The 21,616-nt window shown below is 36.6% G+C and carries 16 protein-coding genes; 11 read left to right on the top strand and 5 right to left on the bottom strand.

The window, feature by feature from the left end; all coding sequences use genetic code 11:
• The first annotated feature begins 1 nt into the window (after position 1).
• The 5 genes from QM524_RS05345 to QM524_RS05325 all read left to right on the top strand — a co-directional run bounded on the left by QM524_RS05345 (position 2) and on the right by QM524_RS05325 (position 4,243).
• Complete coding sequence (locus tag QM524_RS05345) at positions 2 to 1,087, top strand: sensor histidine kinase (RefSeq protein WP_283343794.1); 1,086 nt, start codon at positions 2 to 4, stop codon at positions 1,085 to 1,087.
• Positions 1,088 to 1,257: 170 nt separating this feature from the next.
• Complete coding sequence (locus tag QM524_RS05340) at positions 1,258 to 1,974, top strand: LytR/AlgR family response regulator transcription factor (protein ID WP_166579030.1); 717 nt, start codon at positions 1,258 to 1,260, stop codon at positions 1,972 to 1,974.
• Between the two features lie 178 nt (positions 1,975 to 2,152).
• Positions 2,153 to 2,881, top strand: coding sequence for a dioxygenase family protein (locus tag QM524_RS05335; protein ID WP_283343793.1), 729 nt, complete (start codon positions 2,153 to 2,155; stop codon positions 2,879 to 2,881).
• A gap of 190 nt (positions 2,882 to 3,071) precedes the next feature.
• Complete coding sequence (locus QM524_RS05330; protein ID WP_283343792.1) at positions 3,072 to 3,584, top strand: hypothetical protein; 513 nt, start codon at positions 3,072 to 3,074, stop codon at positions 3,582 to 3,584.
• Positions 3,585 to 3,586: 2 nt separating this feature from the next.
• Entirely contained in the window at positions 3,587 to 4,243 is a 657-nt protein-coding gene (locus QM524_RS05325; RefSeq protein ID WP_283343791.1) for a pirin family protein, read from the top strand.
• 39 nt (positions 4,244 to 4,282) lie between these two features.
• Here QM524_RS05325 and QM524_RS05320 read toward each other — a convergent pair whose 3' ends face one another.
• Together QM524_RS05320 and QM524_RS05315 are read right to left on the bottom strand one after the other, a co-directional pair.
• The gene (locus QM524_RS05320) at positions 4,283 to 4,993 is read right to left on the bottom strand and encodes a porin family protein (protein ID WP_166579034.1); all 711 of its coding nucleotides are present in this window, start codon (positions 4,991 to 4,993) and stop codon (positions 4,283 to 4,285) included.
• A 96-nt stretch (positions 4,994 to 5,089) separates the two neighbouring features.
• Positions 5,090 to 6,313, bottom strand: coding sequence for an ABC transporter permease (locus QM524_RS05315; protein ID WP_283343790.1), 1,224 nt, complete (start codon positions 6,311 to 6,313; stop codon positions 5,090 to 5,092).
• Positions 6,314 to 6,729: 416 nt separating this feature from the next.
• On the opposite strand from QM524_RS05315, the gene QM524_RS05310 reads away from it, so the two are divergent.
• The 6 genes from QM524_RS05310 to QM524_RS05285 all read left to right on the top strand — a co-directional run bounded on the left by QM524_RS05310 (position 6,730) and on the right by QM524_RS05285 (position 14,612).
• Positions 6,730 to 7,608, top strand: coding sequence for a hypothetical protein (locus tag QM524_RS05310; RefSeq protein WP_283343789.1), 879 nt, complete (start codon positions 6,730 to 6,732; stop codon positions 7,606 to 7,608).
• Positions 7,609 to 7,700: 92 nt separating this feature from the next.
• Entirely contained in the window at positions 7,701 to 8,633 is a 933-nt protein-coding gene (locus tag QM524_RS05305; RefSeq protein ID WP_283343788.1) for an Rpn family recombination-promoting nuclease/putative transposase, read from the top strand.
• A gap of 29 nt (positions 8,634 to 8,662) precedes the next feature.
• Positions 8,663 to 10,138 carry an MBOAT family O-acyltransferase gene (locus tag QM524_RS05300; protein ID WP_283343787.1) on the top strand — a complete coding sequence of 492 codons (1,476 nt, stop codon included), beginning with the start codon at positions 8,663 to 8,665 and terminating at the stop codon, positions 10,136 to 10,138.
• A gap of 252 nt (positions 10,139 to 10,390) precedes the next feature.
• Positions 10,391 to 11,917 carry a glutamine-hydrolyzing GMP synthase gene (gene guaA, locus QM524_RS05295; protein WP_095161867.1) on the top strand — a complete coding sequence of 509 codons (1,527 nt, stop codon included), beginning with the start codon at positions 10,391 to 10,393 and terminating at the stop codon, positions 11,915 to 11,917.
• Between the two features lie 319 nt (positions 11,918 to 12,236).
• Positions 12,237 to 12,944, top strand: coding sequence for a hypothetical protein (locus QM524_RS05290; RefSeq protein ID WP_283343786.1), 708 nt, complete (start codon positions 12,237 to 12,239; stop codon positions 12,942 to 12,944).
• Positions 12,945 to 12,983: 39 nt separating this feature from the next.
• On the top strand, positions 12,984 to 14,612 hold the full coding sequence (locus QM524_RS05285) for a hypothetical protein (protein ID WP_283343785.1): 1,629 nt from the start codon (positions 12,984 to 12,986) through the stop codon (positions 14,610 to 14,612).
• A gap of 68 nt (positions 14,613 to 14,680) precedes the next feature.
• Here QM524_RS05285 and QM524_RS05280 read toward each other — a convergent pair whose 3' ends face one another.
• The 3 genes from QM524_RS05280 to porU2 form a co-directional block, all read right to left on the bottom strand.
• Complete coding sequence (locus tag QM524_RS05280) at positions 14,681 to 15,334, bottom strand: MarR family winged helix-turn-helix transcriptional regulator (RefSeq protein WP_166579737.1); 654 nt, start codon at positions 15,332 to 15,334, stop codon at positions 14,681 to 14,683.
• Positions 15,335 to 15,509: 175 nt separating this feature from the next.
• Positions 15,510 to 16,709: a sensor histidine kinase gene (locus QM524_RS05275; RefSeq protein ID WP_095162023.1), complete on the bottom strand. Its 1,200-nt coding sequence runs from the start codon at positions 16,707 to 16,709 to the stop codon at positions 15,510 to 15,512.
• Between the two features lie 82 nt (positions 16,710 to 16,791).
• Positions 16,792 to 21,372 (bottom strand): putative type IX secretion system sortase PorU2, encoded by a 4,581-nt coding sequence (gene porU2, locus QM524_RS05270; RefSeq protein ID WP_283343784.1) that lies wholly within the window; start codon positions 21,370 to 21,372, stop codon positions 16,792 to 16,794.
• Between the last annotated feature and the right edge of the window lie 244 nt (positions 21,373 to 21,616).

The following is a 21,616-nucleotide window of genomic DNA, read 5'->3' as shown; positions in this document are numbered from 1 at the left end:
TATGAAACAGCGACTTTCGACCATTCTATTGCAAAGTATTCCAGTCCTTTCGTTTATTGGACTGATTTATATATTTACTCCCGAAGACCTTTTAGCTTGGGAAATGCTCAAACGTAATCCACACGAATTGAGTAATCTCTTTTCGTACACCCTTATGTTTGGTTGCTTTTATGCCAACTATTATTGGTTTACACCTCGCCTATATCTGACCGAGAAATATCTTTCATTTTTAGGTATCTTACTATTTCTATTTGGTTTTATTTATGTTATTTCAAACCAAATCAATTGGCCTATTATTCTTGGCGAATCGCAAAATAACCTATTGCCTCCTCCCCCGCATTTACTGTCTCAAGGACCGCATCGCCCTCCGATGGGTGGACATAATCCTATGAATCCCCCAGGTATTATTTTTGATTTTGGAAAATCTGTAATTTTATATCTGCTGGGTATTCTTTTCACAACCTTGTTCCGTACTCGACAGTTTCAGTATGCGCTGACGCAAGCCAAAACCGATGCTGAACTCAAGTATCTCAAAGCACAAATTCACCCACATTTTCTATTCAATTCTCTCAATAGTGTTTATGCCATGTGTATTGAAGAAGAGGCTCCACAATCAGGCAAAGCAGTTTTGCAGTTATCCAATATGATGCGCTATGTGATTTCGGATGCCCATGCAGATTTGGTTGATTTGGAAAAAGAGATTAACTATATCAAAAACTATGTTGCTCTTCAAGAATTAAGATTGGGAGATACCGCTCAAATTGATTTTAAGATAGAAGGAAATAGCCAATCCTTAAAAATTGCTCCATTGTTGCTGATTTCGATTATTGAAAATGCTTTTAAATATGGAATTTCTCCAGAAGATGATTCTCCAATTAAGATACATCTGAGTATCCAAGAACAGCATTTAACTCTTTTAGTAGAAAATAAAATCCACCCCAACATTTTACCCAAAGAAAGCACTGGACTAGGTTTACAGAACACACAGCAACGATTGGAGTTGAATTACCCCAACAAAAATTGTTTGATCATCAATAATAATAGTCATCTTTTTTCGGTATCCTTATCGTTGGAGTTGAATAAATAATTGACTCAAAATTAGTGTTGCACGAAGGATTTCAAACTATTGAAGATTTTGGAAATGTAATCGAATGCCTTTGTTTTTCATATAAAAAAGTAGGTTACCCATCCGACATGGATAGTCTGAAACCTTTCCAACAAGATTAATGCCCAATACTGCTACTAAACCCTTTTTAAATGCCAACATTAAAAGCCATAGCCCTCGACGACGAACCACCAGCTTTGAAGGTAATAGGTAGCTTGTGCAAGCAGAATCCTAATATCAATCTTGTACAAACTTTTACCAAGCCTTCCGAAGCCACTGCTTTTTTACAAAACAACCCTGTTGATTTACTTTTTCTAGACATCAATATGCCCACAATTTCTGGCATTGATTTTTTCAAAAGTATTTCAATTTCACAACCTGTAATGCTCATTTTTACAACAGCTTTTAGTGAATTTGCCTTGGAAGGCTTCAACCTCCAAGCGATTGATTATTTACTAAAACCCATCACGCCCGAACGTTTTGAGCAAGCTTGTCAAAAAGCACTATTATATTATGAAAAAATATTGAGCACCCAAGAAGAAGAAAATATACCTGAATACCTCCAAATCAGAGCCGACTATAGTTTACATCAAATTGCTTTTGAAGATATTATTTTGGTAGAAGCCCTCGATGATTATGTCAAAATTCATTGTACAACAGGCAAACCCATTGTTGCTCGTATGACGTTGAAAAACTTACAACTCAAATTGCCTGAAAAACTGTTTGTCAGAGTTCATAAATCCTATATTATTTCTTTCCATAAAATTAAAGCCTTGCGGAATAAAGTGGTGTATTTACCCAATTTCGAAATTCCACTGGGACCCACATATGAAAAGGTTTTATTGGCAAGGTTAAAAGGGTTAGACTAAAAGTACTCTTGTAGGAATCCGTTTATTTTTTTTCAAAACATATCTTTCACCGACACATTGTTAGTGTTTACCTCAAAAATATGCCCTTTCGTAACGCTTCATGAATAAATTAGGTCATGAAAGTAAACAACAAGACATATCTCGAAAATAGGTATCGAATCTAATAAACAACTGTGTTATGAAAAGAATTGATTTTTTGAAAAGAGCAGGTTTGGGTTTAGTAACAGCACAAATCGTAGCATGCAAAACCGACAGTGTGGATCCTACCTCAAGCTCTAGTAGCTCTAGCTCATCGTCAACCACAACCAGCGGCTCCACCAATACAAGCTGTACTAGTACTCCATCTGAAACAGAAGGACCATTTCCTACAAAAACTCCTTCATCTTTGGTACAAAGTAATATTACCTCAGACCGTACAGGAACCAAACTTACGATTAAGATTAACATCCAAAACAAGAATGCAAGTTGTGCTGGTTTAGCAAATGCTATTGTAGATATTTGGCACTGTGATGCTGCTGGTAATTATTCAGAATATGGTGGCACTGGTATGCAAGCTACGAATTATACGACAGTACACTTTCTAAGAGGTCGCCAAGTTACAGACAGTACGGGTTTGGTTACTTTTACCAGTATTTACCCAGGCTGGTATTCTAGTAGAGCGCCACACATCCACGTGCATGTATACAATAGTTCGGGAACGTCATTGTTAGTTACCCAAATTGCATTTCCAGAGGATATTTCTAAAATTGTATATGCTCAAGGTGTATATGCTAGTCACGGACAAGCTGATACTACCAACGCAAAAGATAACGTCTTTGGTGATGGTGTAACTTATGAAATGTCAACCGTTACAGGTAATACCACCGACGGCTATGTCTTAACACATAATATTGTAGTTTCAGCATAAGGCAAGAGGCAAGAGGCAAGAGGCAAGAGGCAAGAGGCAAGAGGCAAGTAGAAAAAATTGCTACACACCCTATCTACTCGGTGTTAAACATTTTTTTCTACTTTTTGCCAAACTAACAACTATACACAAACCCCTAAAAAACACTTTGTGCCTCAGTGCCTTATCCCTTTTCACTAATAAAAATCCAACCATGTCCAAAGGAATCATTCAACTATGTTATCGTAAAATCATAGACGCCAACTCTACCAAGCTTTGGGACAAGTATGTATTTGAGGATACCCATCAAGAGTTTTTTATGCAAGCGCAATTATATCATCAAGAAGGAAAACTTAAAACATATCACGAAATTCTTGAGAAAAATCCGCAAGCAGAAAAGCTTCAATTTTTGGTTAGTACCGCTGCAGTTGGGTACATTCAACAGCTTAATGGTATTGTTCCTGAAATCACTAATGCGTTCGGGAAGCTTTGTTTATCATTTGAAAATTTCAGGTTTGAAATTATTCAATCCCATATCAGCGACAAACAGCAACACAAAATAGCTATCTATTTTTACAGCAAACCACTTTTGTGGATAGATACCATTGCTAACCAGCTCTTGGTAAGTCATTCGACCGATCTTCAAGAAGAACACGAAACCGACTTGATTGCATTGCAGCCATTGCTTAATATTAGTTCGTTTAAAGCTACTCCAATACCTAACTAGCTATGATTACACAGACTGAAGGCCGCATCATATTATCTGAGATGCAACCACATACGCAAACCCCAACTTTTCACAAGACACATATTTGGGACAAGAGTGATACCCAAGATTATGTTTTAGAATACGTAGAAAAAGTATTGCTTTTACCAAATAGTACTTTAAGCTTACCTGTTTCCTCCACTCATTCTATTTTGATTATTCCCTACATAGGTGACCTACTTGTAGAAAACACCCGAGTGGGGCAAAAAAGTATTGAAGAAAACCAATCATTTACATTACAAGCAGATATTTATTCGGAGATACTTAATCCTTATCAGGATGAAATAGTTACGTTTTTTATTGCAAAATATTCAACCGTGTTAGCTGAAGAACTCAACGACATTTCGATTCAGGCGAGTAAAAATCAATTGATGCCAATTTCAACTTCATCGTGGATAGGACAGTTTGATGGAAGACAAAAAGGTGAATTATCGTTAAGCAATAACCATAAAGATGTCTTAGTATATGTGGTTGATGGAGCTTTCGAGGTTCAAGATAGACTATTGCACGCAGAAGATGCGCTATTGCTAAATTCAGTCGATATGGTGGACTTTGAAGCGCTTTCCAATGAAGCTATTTTACTCTTTTTTGAATTAGTATTACATACAAAAAGGGGATAAAGTAAGCACCCTATCCCCTTATACGTAATCCTACATCAATTATTTATCAGTTTTATCACCAATAGAAAATCCTAATTTAAGACCTAAAAAACTTGTAAAGTCATTACTTGAAGCCCCTGAAACATCACTAATTTTACCTACAAACTTATGCCCATCTGGCATGCTAGCAGAAGGATTACTTACCCCTACTGTGCCATTCAAGCGATCGGTAAAGGCAAATCCTGATTGTGCTACAAACGAAAGTTTTGCTTTTTCTGAAAGTTTAAAACCTACCTCAAATCCAAATGGAATTATCAAGTCATTTACCCCTTCAGGACTGCTTGCTGTACCATCAGCATAGCGAATGACTGTACCATTTTGGCTAACCTTTGGATTGTAAGCAATCACTCCCAAACCAACAAATGGAGAAAATGTTGGCTTTTTCCCCTCTCCTTTTCCCAATTGGTATTTGGCTAAAACTGCGGTCTGGAAAAAGCTTGTTTTGCCTGTATATGTATAGCCAGAATAAGCATTAGTCGCAATCGAACCGAAATCAAAACTAGCATTTAGCGAAAACTTTTCTGTCATTCTTTTTTCGATAAACATACCATAGGTCAAACTACCTGTAAATGCTTGTCCGTCGCCGATAATAGAACCAAATCCAGTCTTTACACCAATACTCCAAGGTAAAGTTTGTGCTTGTGAAATAGAGGAAATAGGAAAACAGTTGGCTATAAAAATAGCCAATACAGCCAAAGAGAACTTTTTCATGAGGATACTGTTTAAGTGATCAATAATAGCAGGAAGGAATATGTACCTTCTATTTTATCAGACGATTACTCATGAAAAAGTCACAATCAATCTTTTTTACTTCTTAAAAATTATAGCTTTGATTGGTTGAATCCTTGTTATTACAAAGGTAGGAATCAATAAAACAAACAACACTAAAGAAACCGTTGCAAGATTAAGAAGCATAATGACACCCCAATTCATGGTTATTGGGACGGTGTTCATGTAGTAGTTGGCAGGATCAAGGGGAATTAGTTTAAAATGTTGTTGAATAAGACAAAAGCCGATACCAATAATATTTCCATAAACCATTCCTTTAAAAATCATCAAAAAGCCACTCCAAAGAAATATCTTACGAATTTGCCAGTTGGAACTACCAAGTGCTTTAAAAAGTCCGATCATTGGAGTACGTTCCATCATGAGTACCAACAATATTGAAATCATGTTGAAGCAAGCCACAAATAAGATTAAGGTAAGAAAAATCACCATATTGCGATCCAACATTCCTAACCAATCAAACAAACCCATAAACTTATCTGTCACTTTTTCAAGCTTCATATCAGGCTGCATCTTATCCTGAACTACTTTTGAGGAAGCTTGTATGGCATCAAAATCTTTCAAATAAATCTCATAAGCTCCAACAGAATCTGCTCCCCAGCCATTTATTTTTTGAATCAATCCCAAATCGCCAATAATCAGGGTTTTATCAAATTCTTCTAAGCCTGTTTCATAGATTCCAGAAACATTCAATTTTCTAGGACGATCTGGTGCATTCAAAAAGTAAATAATCGCATTGTCACCTACATTCAATTTGAGTTTATCGGCAATGATTTTACTAATCAAAATATCTTTTGAATAAGTCGTATCATTGAACTGAATCGGCTTTCCTGCAATCATCACCGAGTGAAAGTTGGTAGTATCAAAATCACGACTGATTCCTTTCATTACTACGCCTAGCATTTCTTCAGGAGTCTTCAAAATACCTGCTTTCTGAGCCGAAACCTGTAAATGTTTGATGTCGGGAATATTTTTATAATGACGATACAAGTCAGTTTGTTTCGTAATAGGATATTCCTCATAAGATTCATTGGCTGAAAATTTAGCTACACGAATGTGAGGGGTAATGCTAAAAAGCTTTTGTCGGATGGCATCCTTGAAGCCAAACAATATTCCAAAAGCAATAATCATAACCATCAATCCTAGAGCGATGCTGCCAATGCCGATTTTGGTAACTGTAGCCGAAAAAGATTGAGATGCTGTATTCTGAATACGATTGGAGATATATCTAGGAAAATTAGTCATAATTCAAATATTTCAAGCGTTAAAGCTTTTATCGTAGGGATGTTTTTTGAGATTTTCTAAAAAACATTAATGGTACATTCAAATCTACAAACAAAGTTTGTTGGCAGATTATGAAATCATAACGAAGGTTAAAACTTATTACGTTTACTTTTCAATCTACAAATAAAAAACAAATGTTCCGTATCCTCAAACATCCACTCATTTAATATAAATTAAGCATCCAATAGCATTCTGTTTTATTTTGAAAAGAAATAGGTTGGCATCTGTGATATTATGCTATTTTTGTCAAATCAACGCATTGTATTTTCTGACACATCGACTCTGTGAAGTATTTAGAGTACGCATATAACCTGTACCCAAGCATCTTAAAAATCTTAAAGTACCTAGTAGGAGCTTTAGTGTTTCTATGGTTAATTGTGTTTACTTATCTCAACGTAATACCTTCTTCAAAAAACTGTTATCATGCCGCAATTCTTCAAAAGCAGAAGCTTTTAGAAGAAACGCCTTCGCCTCGAATCATCATTACAGGTAGCTCATCCGCTGCTTTTGGCATCAATAGCACTATTTTACATAATGACTTTAATTTGCCTGTGGTAAACATGGCACTTGACTCTGATTTGGGTAGTAGTTTTATGCTAAAACAGCTCGAAGGTCATCTTCAACCAAACGATATTGTATTATTGGTCGTCGATTATCAGACTTCTCAAAAAGGAAACCTTCTTCCACAATTAATTACGGGAGACTATCTGTCAGAGGCTCGTGATTGGCGTTCCTCATTTACCCTTTCAGAACGTTTGAGTGGGCATCTAGCCTATTATTGGTACATTTCAAGGTCTTTTTTTTTAAGCCTATGGGATATGGCTCATTTTTCTAAAGAATCTTCTTTTAGTAATGTGTATACCAGTCGAGGCTTTGACTCAAAAGGTGATTTAGTTTCGCATTTGGGCCAGCCCCCCTATTTCAAGAATTCGTTACCAGCATTAGTAGTAGATAGTACCCTAAATCAACAAATCGAAGAAGTAAATAGCTTTAATAGATACGCCACCCAAAAACAAGCAAAACTATTTTGGGTAATAGGCAGTTGCTCGCAAGGGTATTTTGAACAAAATCAGAAGGCTATTCAGCAGTATGAAAGCGTATTGAATAACACCTTATTTTGTCCTATTATCGGAAATAGTCTGACGGGTGTCATGGACGATGCTTTATATTTTGATTCTCAAAATCACCCCAATGCAGAAGGACGAAAGATTTGGACCTACCGGATTGTAGAATTATTGGACAGTTTTGACTTTTAGGTCAAATCCATGAAAATCAAGCTTCTATCTTTATAAAGAGTAAATCATAAAAATTGTCTAACTTTGAATTTTAGAACTACTCCTTTACAAACATGAAAGCAAAATATCTTAATCCATTTACGGACTTCGGTTTCAAGAAAATCTTTGGTGAAGAAGCCAGTAAGCCACAACTTATTGACTTCCTAAACTCCCTTTTGCCCGAAAGAGACCAAATCGTAGAACTCACCTTCAAAAACAATGAGCAATTAGGCTTTACCCCCTACGACCGAAAAGCCATTTATGATATCTATTGTGAAAATCAAAATGGTGAAAAGTTTATCGTTGAGTTGCAAAAAGCCAAACAGAATTATTTCAGAGAAAGAACCATTTACTATTCCACATTCCCGATTCGAGAACAAGCAGAAAAAGGTATTTGGAACTACAATCTAAAAGCGGTGTACTGCATCGGAGTACTAGATTTCACCTTTGATGATTACGAATCTGAACCTGAAAAATCAGAAGTCGTTCATACCATCAATCTCAAAAATCAGCATGGAAAGGTCTTTTATGATAAATTGACTTATATCTATCTGGAAATGCCTAATTTCAAAAAAGAAGAACATGAGTTGTCTACAAGACTAGATAAATGGTTGTATTTTATCAAAAACCTCGAAGACTTTCAGAACATTCCAGAGTTGTTTAAAGATGAAGTATTTACTCACGCTTTTCAAGTCGCTGAACTAGCCAAAATGGATAGGGAAGATTGGGAACGATACGAATACAGTCTTAAAGTATTTAGAGACAATAAAGCCACCTACGATTATGCTGTCGAAACAGCCCATGAGGAAGGACTCTTAAAAGGTATGCAGGAAGGTTTGAAAGAGGGTTTAAAAGAGGGAATGGAAAAAGGCATCCAAGAAGGTATTTTAGAAGGAAAAAAAGAAGAACAAAGGCACATAGCTCGTCAAGCAAAGATTATGGGTTTAGGCATTGAAAATATCAAAATGCTCACTGGACTCTCAGAAGAAGAAATCAACAACCTGTAGGGGACTTCCCTACAGGTATTTTTTACATTATGCTTTTTAACTCAATAGAATTTTTAGTGTTTTTCCCAATCGTGACGATTGGCTATTTCTTGTTACCGCACAAATTCAGATGGTTGTGGCTTTTAGTAGCATCTTGCTATTTTTATATGGCATTTGTACCAATTTACATGGTTATTCTAGGCTTCACCATCATCGTTGACTACTACGCGGGTATATTGATAGAACAAAGCGAGGGTAGTCGGCAAAAATGGTTTCTGGTAATGAGTCTGATTGCCAATATTGGGGTTTTAGCCGTTTTTAAATATTATAATTTTATTAACGAAAATATCACTTGGTTATTAAAAGGTTTTGCGCTTCAAAATCCTATTCCTTATTTAGAAATACTTCTACCAATTGGTTTGTCATTTCATACTTTTCAGGCAATGAGCTACACCATAGAGGTTTACCGAGGCAATCAAAAAGCAGAAAGACATTTTGGGATTTACTCACTCTATGTGATGTTTTATCCACAACTGGTAGCTGGCCCCATAGAGCGTCCACAAAATGTACTGCATCAATTTCATGAGGAACATTATTTTGACTATAAAAATGTAACCAATGGACTCAAGCTAATGGCTTGGGGGATGTTTAAGAAAGTAGTCATTGCCGATAGATTAGCTGCTATGGTTGGACAAGTATATGACCATCCGCAAGGATATACAGGTTTGCCATTAATTATTGCGACTTGCTTGTTTTCAATTCAAATATTCTGTGATTTCTCGGGTTACTCAGATATTGCTTTAGGCTCAGCACAGGTGATGGGATTTGAATTGATGAAGAATTTTGACCGTCCTTATTTCTCAAAAACTATTTCAGAATTTTGGCGTCGCTGGCATATCTCACTATCTACTTGGTTTAGGGACTATTTGTACATCTCTCTAGGTGGAAACAGGGTCTCAAAATGGCGTCGAGAATTTAATTTATTTATCGTTTTTCTAGTAAGTGGCATCTGGCATGGTGCAAGTTGGAACTTTGTTATTTGGGGAGCTATTCATGGTTTTTATCTGATTTTCGCCAATCAAACCAAGGGTATTCGAAATAAAATTATGAGTTCTATTGGCTTAAACACTTGGCCTATTTTCTACAATATTCTTCAGGTATTGACGATTTTTGGACTAACAAGTTTTGCTTGGATTTTTTTCCGTGCCAAAGACTTCCAAACGGCATCTTACATTGTGAGTCACTTATTTACTGATTTACCACATCAAATAAACCAATTGAGTAATGGTGAGTTTTTTGCCAAAAATGTAATGCTCAACAAAGGCGAACTCAATTTTGTAATGGTCATCTTGGCACTTATTATGATGGAAAGCGTTCATTGGGCACAAAGAGGAGTTCATATTAGAGAAAGACTTAGCCAAAAACCACTTTGGTTTCGTTGGCTACTATATTACGGAATTATCTTTGCTACCTTATTCATGGGTATGTATCAGGCACCTGCGCAATTTATTTACTTTCAGTTTTAAGTAAAACGGCATAAAGACAAAATATTCTTTATGCCGTTTTTAATTTCTAAATACATTAAAAATGAAAAACCTTGTACAATTCATCATACTTTAGAGACATACGACACTTTTCCTTCATTTTTAGGAAGATATTTTATAGCATTTTTGAATAAGCTATGTATTTTTTTCCGAAATTTGCACCTTCTTTTTAGACACGTAGGACTTGCTAAGAGGCTAAACACCTAATTATCAATATCCTAATTCCAAAGTATCATGACCGAAAAAATATTAATCCTCGATTTTGGTTCTCAAGTAACGCAATTGATTGCACGTCGTGTGCGCGAGCTAAGCGTCTATTGCGAAATTCATCCATTCAATCATATCCCTGAAATTGGTGACGATGTAAAAGGGGTTATCTTCTCAGGTAGTCCTTGTTCTGTACGTGAAGAGGATTCTCCACGTGTGGATATGTCTCTTTTCAGAGGAAAATTACCTTTATTAGGTATTTGCTATGGGGCACAATTGCTAGCTCATACTGCTGGTGGTGAGGTTTTTAACTCAGGACACCGTGAGTATGGTCGTGCTAAAATGACGAAAGTTCAATCATCTGAACTTTGGGAAGGCGTTTCGGAAGACTCTCAAGTATGGATGTCACACGGTGATACAATCATGTCTGTTCCTGAAAACTTCGAAATCATTGGTTCTACAGATTCAGTGAAAGTAGCAGCTTTTAAAATCAAAGACGAATCTACTTACGGCATTCAGTTCCACCCAGAGGTAACTCACTCTTTGGAAGGAAAAGATATGTTGAAAAACTTCGTAGTTGGCATTTGTGGTTGTAGCCAAGACTGGACTTCGGACTCATTTGTAGACTCGACTGTTGCTAATTTGAAAGAAAAATTAGGTAATGATAAAGTTGTTTTAGGACTTTCTGGAGGCGTTGATAGTTCGGTAGCTGCTGTATTGATTCATAAAGCTATTGGCAAAAACTTATATTGTATTTTTGTAGATAACGGATTACTTCGTAAAAACGAATTTGAAGAGGTACTTGAATCTTACAAAAACTTAGGATTGAACGTAAAAGGTGTTGATGCAAAAGAACAATTCTATACAGCGTTAGCAGGCTTGTCAGATCCTGAAGCAAAAAGAAAAGCTATTGGTAAAACATTTATTGATGTTTTTGACCAAGAAGCTCATTTGATTGAGGATGTAAAATGGCTAGGTCAAGGTACTATTTATCCAGACGTAATTGAGTCTGTTTCGGTAAAAGGTCCTTCTGCTACCATCAAATCTCACCATAACGTAGGTGGCTTACCTGACTACATGAAGTTGAAGGTTGTTGAGCCACTTAATACTTTGTTCAAAGATGAAGTTCGTTTAGTAGGTAAAACTTTAGGAATTGATCCAAATATTTTGGGTCGTCACCCATTTCCAGGTCCAGGTTTGGCTATTCGTATTCTCGGAGATATTACACCAGAAAAAGTAGATGTTCTTCAAAACGTAGATGCTATTTTCATTGGTAAACTAAAGGAAAAAGGACTATACGACCAAGTATGGCAAGCGGGTGCAATTTTACTACCAATTCAATCGGTAGGTGTAATGGGCGATGAACGTACATACGAAAAGGTAGTTGCGCTTCGTGCTGTAACATCTGTAGATGGTATGACTGCTGACTGGTGTCACTTACCTTATGAATTTTTAGCAGAGGTATCTAACGACATTATTAACAAGGTAAAAGGTGTTAACCGTGTTGTATACGATATTTCTTCAAAACCACCAGCTACCATTGAGTGGGAATAAACATAAAAAGGAAAGTCCAGTCGAAAGGCTGGACTTTTTTATTCATATCCTTTTTAGTAATCTTCTACTCAGTATTGAGTAGAAAAGCCTTTTGAAAATCATAACAACCTCATTATCAATGCAATAATATCAATTTCTTTTATCTAAAGTCTGATTTTTAGAAAATATAACTAAAAAGATATTTTTTTGACCTATTTGATTTTTATCCTCCGAAAAATAAATTTCTATTCAGTTTTGCGTCCATTAAGTACTATTCATAGAATTTTTAGAATGATATTTGAGCGTGCTTTAATAAGTCTCATTTTAAAAATTCTCATGTATGAAAAAGTTTTACCTTTTAATCCTCTCTGCTCTTTTAGTGGGCAATGCCGCAACGGCACAGAGTAGCAAGCCTACACTAGGCAACTCTATTAATATCCAATTTGGTAGTTTTGGTTTTGGAGCAGGTTTAGCAAGACAACTAAAACCTGGCAAGTTTAATTTACGTATCTCAGCTGAATTCTTAGACAGCAAAAATTTTGTCAAGAATCCTATTAAGGTAAATCTTGGCGATGGTGCATCCGATGTTTTGATTAATCCAACAGTTACTTCTATGCTTTTAGGAGCAAAGGTAGATTGGCATGTATTCAAGAAAAGTTCTTTTAAGTTAGTTGGTGGAGTATCTTACGGTAGTGGAGACTTCTATGTAGATGTAGAGCCAGCTCAGAAAACAGGGCGTTTTAAATTGGCAAAAGATGTAGAGTTGGATGCGGAAGAATTTGGCACGGCTCGTTTGATTGTTTCAGGTAACAAAGTACGTCCTTATCTAGGACTTGGTTTTGGTAGAGCTATTCCTAAGCATAAGCTAGGTTTTTCGGTTGACTTGGGAACATATTACACTGGCTCTCCTAAACTAGCAGTACCTCGTACAGGCATGATTGAGTCGATTTTGACAGACCAGAATATCTCTGATATTGAGAAAAACATCAAAAACTACTCATTTGTACCAAACATCACTTTCAGCATTACCTACAAGCTGAATAAATAATTAAACTACAAGGTAAAATTTAATCAAAAACGAATACTTATGAAAAAGCTTATATATATTTTAGGTGCTTTTATGCTAGCTGGTGCTTGGTATGCCTGTACGCCCCCTCTCGACGGTGTAACGCTTAAACTTCCTGTGGCACTTGCCAATTCAAATGTTGTTATTCAATTCCAACCAGACAATGTTAGCGCGGGCGACTTACCTAGCAATATCAAAATCTCACTTGGTGGTGCTGATACAGCCAAGGTTGTAAATAGTGTTGGAGGAAAAACATTAGCAGTAAAACAAAATGTTTTGACCCTGGCTGCCAAATCAAACAGTGTTCCTAGCGCAAACGCTCCAATCAAATTTTTTATCATAGCAGAGGCTGACGGATACTTGCGTAGCATTACTCCTGTAGAAATTACTAGTACAAAAGACCAGAACTTAGTTGTTAAATTAACCAAAATTGCAGCGCCTCCTGCAGGTGTATCTGTGGTTCAACAACCAGCTACCGTTCCTGCATCAGGAACAACTTCAACTCCTATTACAGCAGCTACTTCGACTACTTCAACTGTACAAGAAAAGGCAACTGTAAATATCCCATCGGGTGTTACGATGAAAGATGGCGATGGTCAAACTGTGGGTGGTAGCGTTAATGTGGTAGTTACTAAAACCGATGCCACTAAGACACCTGTTAACATTGACCTAGGTGATGTGAGTAAGGTTTTGGATAAAAATAACCAACCTATCCCTTCGTTTACTTTTAAACCAGTGGTAGGTATGGACATTGAGATTTCGAATGATAAAAACCAAAAAGTAAAATCATTCTCAGGACAAATTGATGTTCAAACGGAATTTCCCACTGGAGCTACTGACCCAACTACAGGCAAGCCTTTAGTAGCTGGCGATTTGATTGCGATTGCATCTTATGACGAAGATACAAAAGTCTTTAAGTATGAAGGGAGTGTAAAGTTAGTAACAAATGCTAATGGCAAATTAGAGGCAAAAGGAACTATCAACCACTTAACTTCTGTATTTTTTGCGTCATTCAATGGTATCACTGTTTCAGGAAACTCAAATAGTCCAGCGGATATTGCAGCCGCGAAAGCAGCTTTCGGTGACAATGTAACTGCAGCTATGATTAATGCTATTAAAACTTATACATTGGCATTTGGGGGTTCAGTTGGACAATACGCTAGCGAAACATTTACTGTAGATGTAAACGACGGTGCAGTTGTATTTGAAACGACTGATAGATTAAATAACTCTATCATTACGCCAAATGCCATTACTAAAATTGTGGTCAAAAACTCATTAGGTGAAGTAATCACAACTGTCAATAACCCATATCCAAGTGGTCAGTCAGCAACAATCAATATGCCAGCACCACCAAACTTTATCGAGTTACAAGCTAACTTAAAGTGTAAAGACGCAAACAAAACGTCAAATGCTGACAATATTCATATGTATGCGAAAAAACCAGGTGATGGATATTTCTACGTTGGTAAAGCGACGCGAAATGCTTCAAATATCATTACTGCCACTTCTACTATTTTGAAAAGAGGAGGTGTATATGACTTTATGTTTGATGTGGGTGGTATTCTGTTTTACTACGATAATCAAACTGTAACCTCGGGTAGCGTTCACTCTATCAATAGCTCTATGCCAGATGTTCTGTGTAAATAAGGTTTGATAATTTGATGATATAGTTAAAAAAGGGAGTATTTCTGTTGTAGAAATACTCCCTTTTTTAACTATATCACCTTTTTCAAAATATCTTCAATTTCTAACGCTCGCATTTCAGAATAAACACTAGTATGGAAACGATCGAGTTTGGCCAGAACATGAAAAAGTAACTCCCTTTCATCTGATTTAAGCACTTGGAATAGTACTGCATCTACCTTGATCATCTCGGGCAAACAACTCATTATCCAACTCACACCCGATGATGTTATTTTTACTTGCTTTGAGCGCGCGTCGTCTGGATCATTGAATTCTTCTACAAGGTTATTCTTTATAAGACGGTTGATTACATTGGTGCCTGAGGTAAACTCAGAAATATTTCGATGAATTAATTCGCTTTTTCGCATAGCACCCATGAAATGTAAATCTGACAAGTACGCGAAATCTTCAATATTATCGACTGGTAGATTTTGCATTGTTTTTTTTACATAAAAATGAAGGTACTTCTGAACTCGAACAAGTGCTTTACCTAGGCCGTTGGATGGCTTCACTACTCTACCTCCTGTATGATGTATATATTCTTCATCGACTTGCTTAAATCTTGCTAATTGTTGTTTTTGTAAGTAATCCTGACAAAATTCTTCCAAGTTCCCTGTTGGATTCTCGTTCTCAAACACTTCCCAAGCCTTTACTAATTCAACGACTGGATTAATTGCCTTCTTCATATATTCATCAACGCTATTTCTAAATATTTCTTAGTTTGGGGGAGTACTTCATTTCGACTTTACCACAAATATAAAAGAGTAGTAATAGCTTTACTAATACTACTCTTTAGTAACAATGCTAATGTAGTTTTGTTTCGAAAACAAAAGGCTTGAGATATCTCCCAAGCCTTTCTCTCTAAACTTCCTCATCATTCACACCTGCAATAATGATTCTGAATGTAGTGCCTTTGCCCACTTCTGAATATTTAACGAAAAGCTTACCACTATGATAATTTTCGATAATCCTTTTGGCAAGTGTCAAACCTAAGCCCCATCCTCGCTTTTTGGTACTGAAACCTGCATTAAAAACCTTACTCAAATTCTGTTTACTGATGCCTTTCCCTGTATCCGAAATATCAATGATAATTTGATTGTGTTTGCCATTTTCCATCGTCACTTTCAACGCTCCCACACCCGTCATGGCGTCTACTGCATTTTTACAAATATTTTCAATAACCCATTCAAACAAATACTTATTAATCTTGACCGTTGGATGTGTCAAATGATTTTCAATCGTCAATGATACTTTAGATGAAATTCTTCGTTTGAGATAGCTCAAAAATACCTCAACGGTCTCTGCTACATTTTCTTCTTTGAGCACAGGTATCGAACCTATGTTAGAAAAACGTGTCGTGATTACATCGAGTCGCTGAACATCCTTCTCTAATTCCTTTACAATTTCCTGGTCAAAAGTAGGATCTGATTTAAAAAACTCCACCCAAGCTGTTAATGAAGATAGTGGCGTGCCCAACTGGTGTGCTGTTTCTTTAGCCAAACCTACCCAAACTCTATTTTGCTCAGAACGGCGTGAAGCATCAAAAAACAGATACGCTGCCAAGCCAAAAATCAACACTACAATCAACTGAAATACAGGATAATACCTAAGCATATTTAGCAAATGAGAATTTCCATAATATACATATTCCTTATGAAAATCCATATCAAGCTCAATCGGTGGGTTATCATCGCGCATGATTTCATTCAATTTATCACGCAAAAAAGCTTGTTGCTCTTTTGAATTCAATCCCGGTGGAATCTGGATACTTTCTGAAGCGGTCAAATATCCTGAACCGTCTTTCAAGATGACAGGAATCGTAATATTCTCGTTGGATTTCTTGATTTTTTCGAAAAAAAAATTCACATCTTTATCCAAATCATTGGTCATCATAAACTTAAACGACTCAGCATAAAGTTGAATTTGATCTTTCTCTCGTTCTTCCAATTTCGAAACAATTCGGTCAGTGAAGTACAAGGAAAATGCCCCGATAATAACGCAAACGAATAGAAAAGCGATTTTCCACCATGTGTTTTTACTATAAATATCGACTGTTAACATAGAATAATTATTGAGCGAATTAGCGAATGGGTGATTTAGTGATTTTGACAAAAGTATTTGAAGAGGAATAAGAAAATCATTTTTACTTTCTCTCCAATACGATTTTGCCAGTAAAGGTATCTGCTATCGACAACGAATCCTTTGATTCTTTATTTTGTAATGTTAGTTTGTAAAAATACAGCGCATTGGGCAAAAAATTACCTTCTTGATTTCGTCCATCCCAAAATATTTCTTTTTCGGTCGCATTCACTATCTGTTGAACCTCATAAACCTTTTTCCCTGAGACATCAAAAATCTGACAACTTGCCCAGTAATCATGTTCTGGTAAATTTTCAATACTCCATCTTGTCCACGTATGCAAAGGGTTTGGTAAGACCTTTAATTGAACAGGAGTAGCTTTCTCATCAATTACCACCTGCATTTGATATGCTTTAGTCGACACCTTTGCTCCTACTCTATCGCTAGCATTAATGGCTATCCAAACGGTGTCTTTAAGCCAATCTGTAGCCTGATAGGTTAATGAAAGCTTTCCTTTTTCTTCTGTTATAGCGGTAATGTTAGAATTATTTCCAGCAACCCAAGCACAAGCTTGGCAATGCTTTATCAAAATTTCTACATTTTCTTTTCTCAAAAAAACAAAGCGATTATTATCCCATAACTGTATTTCCAATGTTGGATTGGGACTAAAATGCTCGAAGTTTTGGGCTATTCTCCCATTCACTTGCACAAGCATGGTAGGTGCAATATTGTCTTGTTTGACGTTTACCAAAACTTGGGTTGAATTATTACTAAAATTGGCTTCATGTTTACGAGATGGATTTACCACAAAACGTAAAACATAGTCGCCAGCCTGCTCAAATGCTTTTGAAAAAACAGGTAGTGCTATTGAATCATGCGCCACAAAAGACGAAAGAGGCTCCTGTTGACTCTCCAAAATTTCTCCATTCTGAATAATTTGCCAATGCAAACTAGTGGTATCGCTCAAAGGTGAATCGGAGGAATTATAAATGTATCGCCTGATATTTAACGTTTGTCCAATCTCTACTTCGTGGGTATCTGTCGATGCCTCTATGGCTAAATCTGCATACGGTTTACCCAACACTCCCCAACGACGCAGTTGGCTGGCTTGTTTAACTTGTTTTCCTCTAAATTTTACTTGAATAGGAGTCAATAACCTTTGTGTAGAAAGGGGTTGAAAAGTTAGGTTTTCTTGTAATGTATAGCTTGCATCATTGATATTCAACTCATAGTTGCTAGGTTTTTCTAAAGATTGAAAATCTGTGAAAACTTGCTTGGCATCCTCCAAAGCGCCCATTTGCGGTGGTGTCATTTCCCAATTTTGAGTTTCAGGCAATAAATACAGCGTATCACTAATGGCGGAAATAGCACTTTTGCCGAACTTTTCGATGACATTTTGCTTACCTTTTTGTACTGCTAACAAAAAAGGTGTTCCTAGAGGTAAGGCTTTGATTTTAGCGATTGAAAAGCCTAAATTTTGTAAAGATGTCCATATCTCCCCAGACCAGTTTTGAGTACTTACGCGCCCATGTGGCCAAAGAATAAGCCAATCACCAACTTTCAGTTGCTGTAAATAAGTCAACAAAGGATTTTCACCTACCAATAGGTTTTCATTCAAATTTTGAATCCAATATGGGGAATTTCCACAGCTCAGTTGGGGCAAAATAAGATAGGGCTTCAATTGCGCGTCGAGCGTTATGGCGTTGAGGCTACTCCAAGGATAGCATAAGCCATTACCCATCCATTGTTGTTCATTGACCTTGACCCACCCCAAATAATTACTTTGAGAAATATCCGCCCCAGGTACGTACAATGCTATTTTTAGCGTATCAGGCTGTAGTTTCCAAGTACTTTTATCCCAAATCATCCCAGATGTTTTTATGGTCTGAAAATGCGCTGATGTTCGCTGAATCCAGCCTAAAGGGCTATTGGGAATATAGGTAAATGTTCCGTTCAACAGTACGCTGTCTGAAGTAATCATCCGCCAATAATAGGTAGTTGTATCCTTGGCAATACTTTTAAACAAATAGCGAAAAACACCTTGTTTAGTAATCGTTTTTTGAAAAATAATAGACTTAAAATCTGAGTTATCAGCAAGCTGTAATTGCACAGGAGCAAGCAGAGTCTTATTTCCTTCCAACCAAATCTCGGGACTTGACACTATCGCCCAATTGCTGGGATAATACAATGCTAAAGATTTTTTCAGGTGGATATCTCGAAGTTCGATATCATTATTCTTCGTATTTACTTCTTTTAAAACACCTTCATCGTCAAGCGATAATCGAAGATTTAGGGTGTCGTTTTGCCAAGCAGAATTTAATGGAATTTTCAAAGAAATAACGTCGGTGTTAACCAAAGTTTTTTCATATAACTGTTGAAAAATATCTTGTTGATTGACAAACAAATGAATCGAAAATGGAACTTGGTTTGCTTTTCCATAATTAACGATTGAAACATTGATCCTGAGTGAGTCCTGTTGAAAATCTATACTTAGGCTATTTTTTACAAAAGCGATATCTGGCAACGCTATTGCTTTGAACAGCCGAATGGCAGGATCACCTTGCAGGGTAAATTGTTGCAAAGTTGTTTTGAGATAAGGGTCAGTAGCCTCATGTTTGAGTACCTGCGCATGAGCTTCACCTAATGTTTGAGATAATTCCCCTTGAAATAACTGCTGATAAAAGCTTTTGGAAAAAGCATACAATGAGTTCGGATAGGCCAAATGAGTATGAGCCATAAAAGCAATAGCTCCACGGTCGTGAGACAATAACCAATCGGTACTTAAGGCCTTTTTTTCTGTAAAAAAATCACCTGCGTCACAACCATTGACCAATACAAACGGATATTTTTCTTGATTTTGATACCCCAAATCAGGATTGCTGGCAAAGCCAATATCAAGGTCGAGTTGTCCAATAGCCGAATGGCCAAACAACGTAATCATACCAATGCCTTGATTCACTTCTTCCGCAACATTACGGACTTCCACATAGGCATCGGTCTGTTTGCCAATAGTCCGAACCACCAAACCTTTTTCTTGTGGGATATTGGCCAAGGAATCTAAATAATTTCGAAATAAAGTTTGCTCTATTCCATATCTACCACCACTCAAATGCAAAAGCTGTTTACGTCCTATATAGGTATTCTCCACTTTTTCAAAAGCTATTACTTTTTTGAGATAAGCCTCCACTTCAGCATTGGTTTCGGCAGGTATCCGACCAATCGACCTATTGATGCCCATGGCAAACGGTGTGTCTGAACAAGGATAGCCATTGGTTGGCACCAAATCTCTAGCGTAAGCAGATACACTTTTTCTTGCTATTTGTGGATATGCACCCGTGCCAATAAGCAAAATAGCAATAGGATTTTTCTGGTTTTTAGAAATAGAAAAATACCGCTGAAATGCCAGCGTTGATTTGTCACCGTGATTAAAATAGTCGTATAACATTCTGCTAGTTACTACCTCACAACGATAGGCTCCACCAGCTTGAGAGCTTCGATAAGTGGCATATTGTTGGGCACTTTCCCTCAAATTTTCGTGAGTGACAATCAAAAAATTCGCTAAGGTATCAGGTTGCCAATCTCGAATTGGGGATAGACTGGTTATCTCTACAGGTTTTTCCCAAAACACCATTTGTGTACCAGTAGTAAAAAGTGTATCTCTGAATTGAGGTATATTTTTAGGAAAAAACTCATTCGAAATATTCCAAACTTTTAGCGATTGGGAGTTCATTGGGATTTTTTTGGGCAAGGGCTCCTTCCAAAAATATTGTCCTTCTTTCGGCTCTAACGTACAAGCATAATCGTATTTGACACTCGCTATGGCAAATAATGATGCTTTACCTTTTATTTCTAATTCTTTTCCTTTACTGAGCAATATGTTACCACTTATATCTTTACATTCGGCAGGTTGCAATTCAATCGTTGAGATAACTTGTGAACCTTGTATTATTTCAAGCACTTGAGTCGTACGCTTCTGACTTACTAGTCGTATATTGAATTTGAGCGTATCTCCTTCCGTATCTAAGGCACTGAAAATCAACCGTGCGGGTGAGTTTTCTGTAAAACTTTTACTCATCCAGCCTTCTGCTTTTTGATAGTTTGAGTCCCAAATTTTCTCGTTATCAAAAGGCGTTAATACTAAACCAGCGAAATAATTATCAGAGAATACTTGAATTTGTTCCTTTCGTGCTGTCAAACACAATCGATAGTTGTCTTCCAAATTTTGCCTTTCAGTTCGTATTCTAAATACCGATTTTTGTGAAGGCTCGTATGTCAACACATAAGTTGCAGTATAAGAAAAAAGACTGTAGGAAGGATTGGCTTGCGCTTGGGCTGATTCGTACAATGAAGAGTCGGTAGTGCCATCATTAGATTTTCCCCAAAACAATAGATAGTCACCCGATGTGAAATAGGAATCATTTTTGCTGTGAATTTCTAATGCAACCTCTTTTCCTTGACGATAGAGATGGATATATTGGTTCTCGATTAAGTAAGGCCAAAAACTCTGAAGCGTTTCATAGTGAATTCTGTGCACCGCAGTTTGCGCAACAGATACACTAAGCGATGGGTAATAAGTTGTTGTTTGAGCAACACAGATCCCTATCTTGCTCACAAGGAGCAAACTAAGAAAAATGATTTTTTTCATGTTGTAGGTGTAAACTAGAAATTAGTATAGAAACTTTTTCAAAGAAATTTACAAAAAAACTCAATAGTTCTCAACAAAATAAAAATATTCACAAGCATTACCTCGTAATTATTAAGCTTCAAGTAGATTCTATTTGATTTTCTGTTATAGTTATTTTAAGTTTATAAACGCTTAAATGATTCTTTGATTACAATTTCGAATCATTTGTAACTCATTATCTTTGTCGATAGATTCGATTATTTAA

Origin of the sequence: Flectobacillus roseus (assembly GCF_030056595.1) — a bacterium.
Taxonomy (GTDB): domain Bacteria; phylum Bacteroidota; class Bacteroidia; order Cytophagales; family Spirosomataceae; genus Flectobacillus; species Flectobacillus roseus.
This window is presented reverse-complemented; position numbering and strand designations above follow the sequence as displayed.

What these genes read in the sequence shown, in the direction of transcription:
- guaA (WP_095161867.1), top strand. Translation starts at nt 10,391, where the DNA reads ATGACCGAAAAAATATTAATCCTCGATTTTGGTTCTCAAGTAACGCAA.
- QM524_RS05275 (WP_095162023.1), bottom strand. Translation starts at nt 16,709, where the DNA reads ATGTTAACAGTCGATATTTATAGTAAAAACACATGGTGGAAAATCGCT.
- QM524_RS05325 (WP_283343791.1), top strand. Translation starts at nt 3,587, where the DNA reads ATGATTACACAGACTGAAGGCCGCATCATATTATCTGAGATGCAACCA.
- porU2 (WP_283343784.1), bottom strand. Translation starts at nt 21,372, where the DNA reads ATGAAAAAAATCATTTTTCTTAGTTTGCTCCTTGTGAGCAAGATAGGG.
- QM524_RS05280 (WP_166579737.1), bottom strand. Translation starts at nt 15,334, where the DNA reads ATGAAGAAGGCAATTAATCCAGTCGTTGAATTAGTAAAGGCTTGGGAA.
- QM524_RS05300 (WP_283343787.1), top strand. Translation starts at nt 8,663, where the DNA reads ATGCTTTTTAACTCAATAGAATTTTTAGTGTTTTTCCCAATCGTGACG.
- QM524_RS05305 (WP_283343788.1), top strand. Translation starts at nt 7,701, where the DNA reads ATGAAAGCAAAATATCTTAATCCATTTACGGACTTCGGTTTCAAGAAA.
- QM524_RS05345 (WP_283343794.1), top strand. Translation starts at nt 2, where the DNA reads ATGAAACAGCGACTTTCGACCATTCTATTGCAAAGTATTCCAGTCCTT.
- QM524_RS05290 (WP_283343786.1), top strand. Translation starts at nt 12,237, where the DNA reads ATGAAAAAGTTTTACCTTTTAATCCTCTCTGCTCTTTTAGTGGGCAAT.
- QM524_RS05335 (WP_283343793.1), top strand. Translation starts at nt 2,153, where the DNA reads ATGAAAAGAATTGATTTTTTGAAAAGAGCAGGTTTGGGTTTAGTAACA.
- QM524_RS05340 (WP_166579030.1), top strand. Translation starts at nt 1,258, where the DNA reads ATGCCAACATTAAAAGCCATAGCCCTCGACGACGAACCACCAGCTTTG.
- QM524_RS05320 (WP_166579034.1), bottom strand. Translation starts at nt 4,993, where the DNA reads ATGAAAAAGTTCTCTTTGGCTGTATTGGCTATTTTTATAGCCAACTGT.
- QM524_RS05285 (WP_283343785.1), top strand. Translation starts at nt 12,984, where the DNA reads ATGAAAAAGCTTATATATATTTTAGGTGCTTTTATGCTAGCTGGTGCT.
- QM524_RS05330 (WP_283343792.1), top strand. Translation starts at nt 3,072, where the DNA reads ATGTCCAAAGGAATCATTCAACTATGTTATCGTAAAATCATAGACGCC.
- QM524_RS05315 (WP_283343790.1), bottom strand. Translation starts at nt 6,313, where the DNA reads ATGACTAATTTTCCTAGATATATCTCCAATCGTATTCAGAATACAGCA.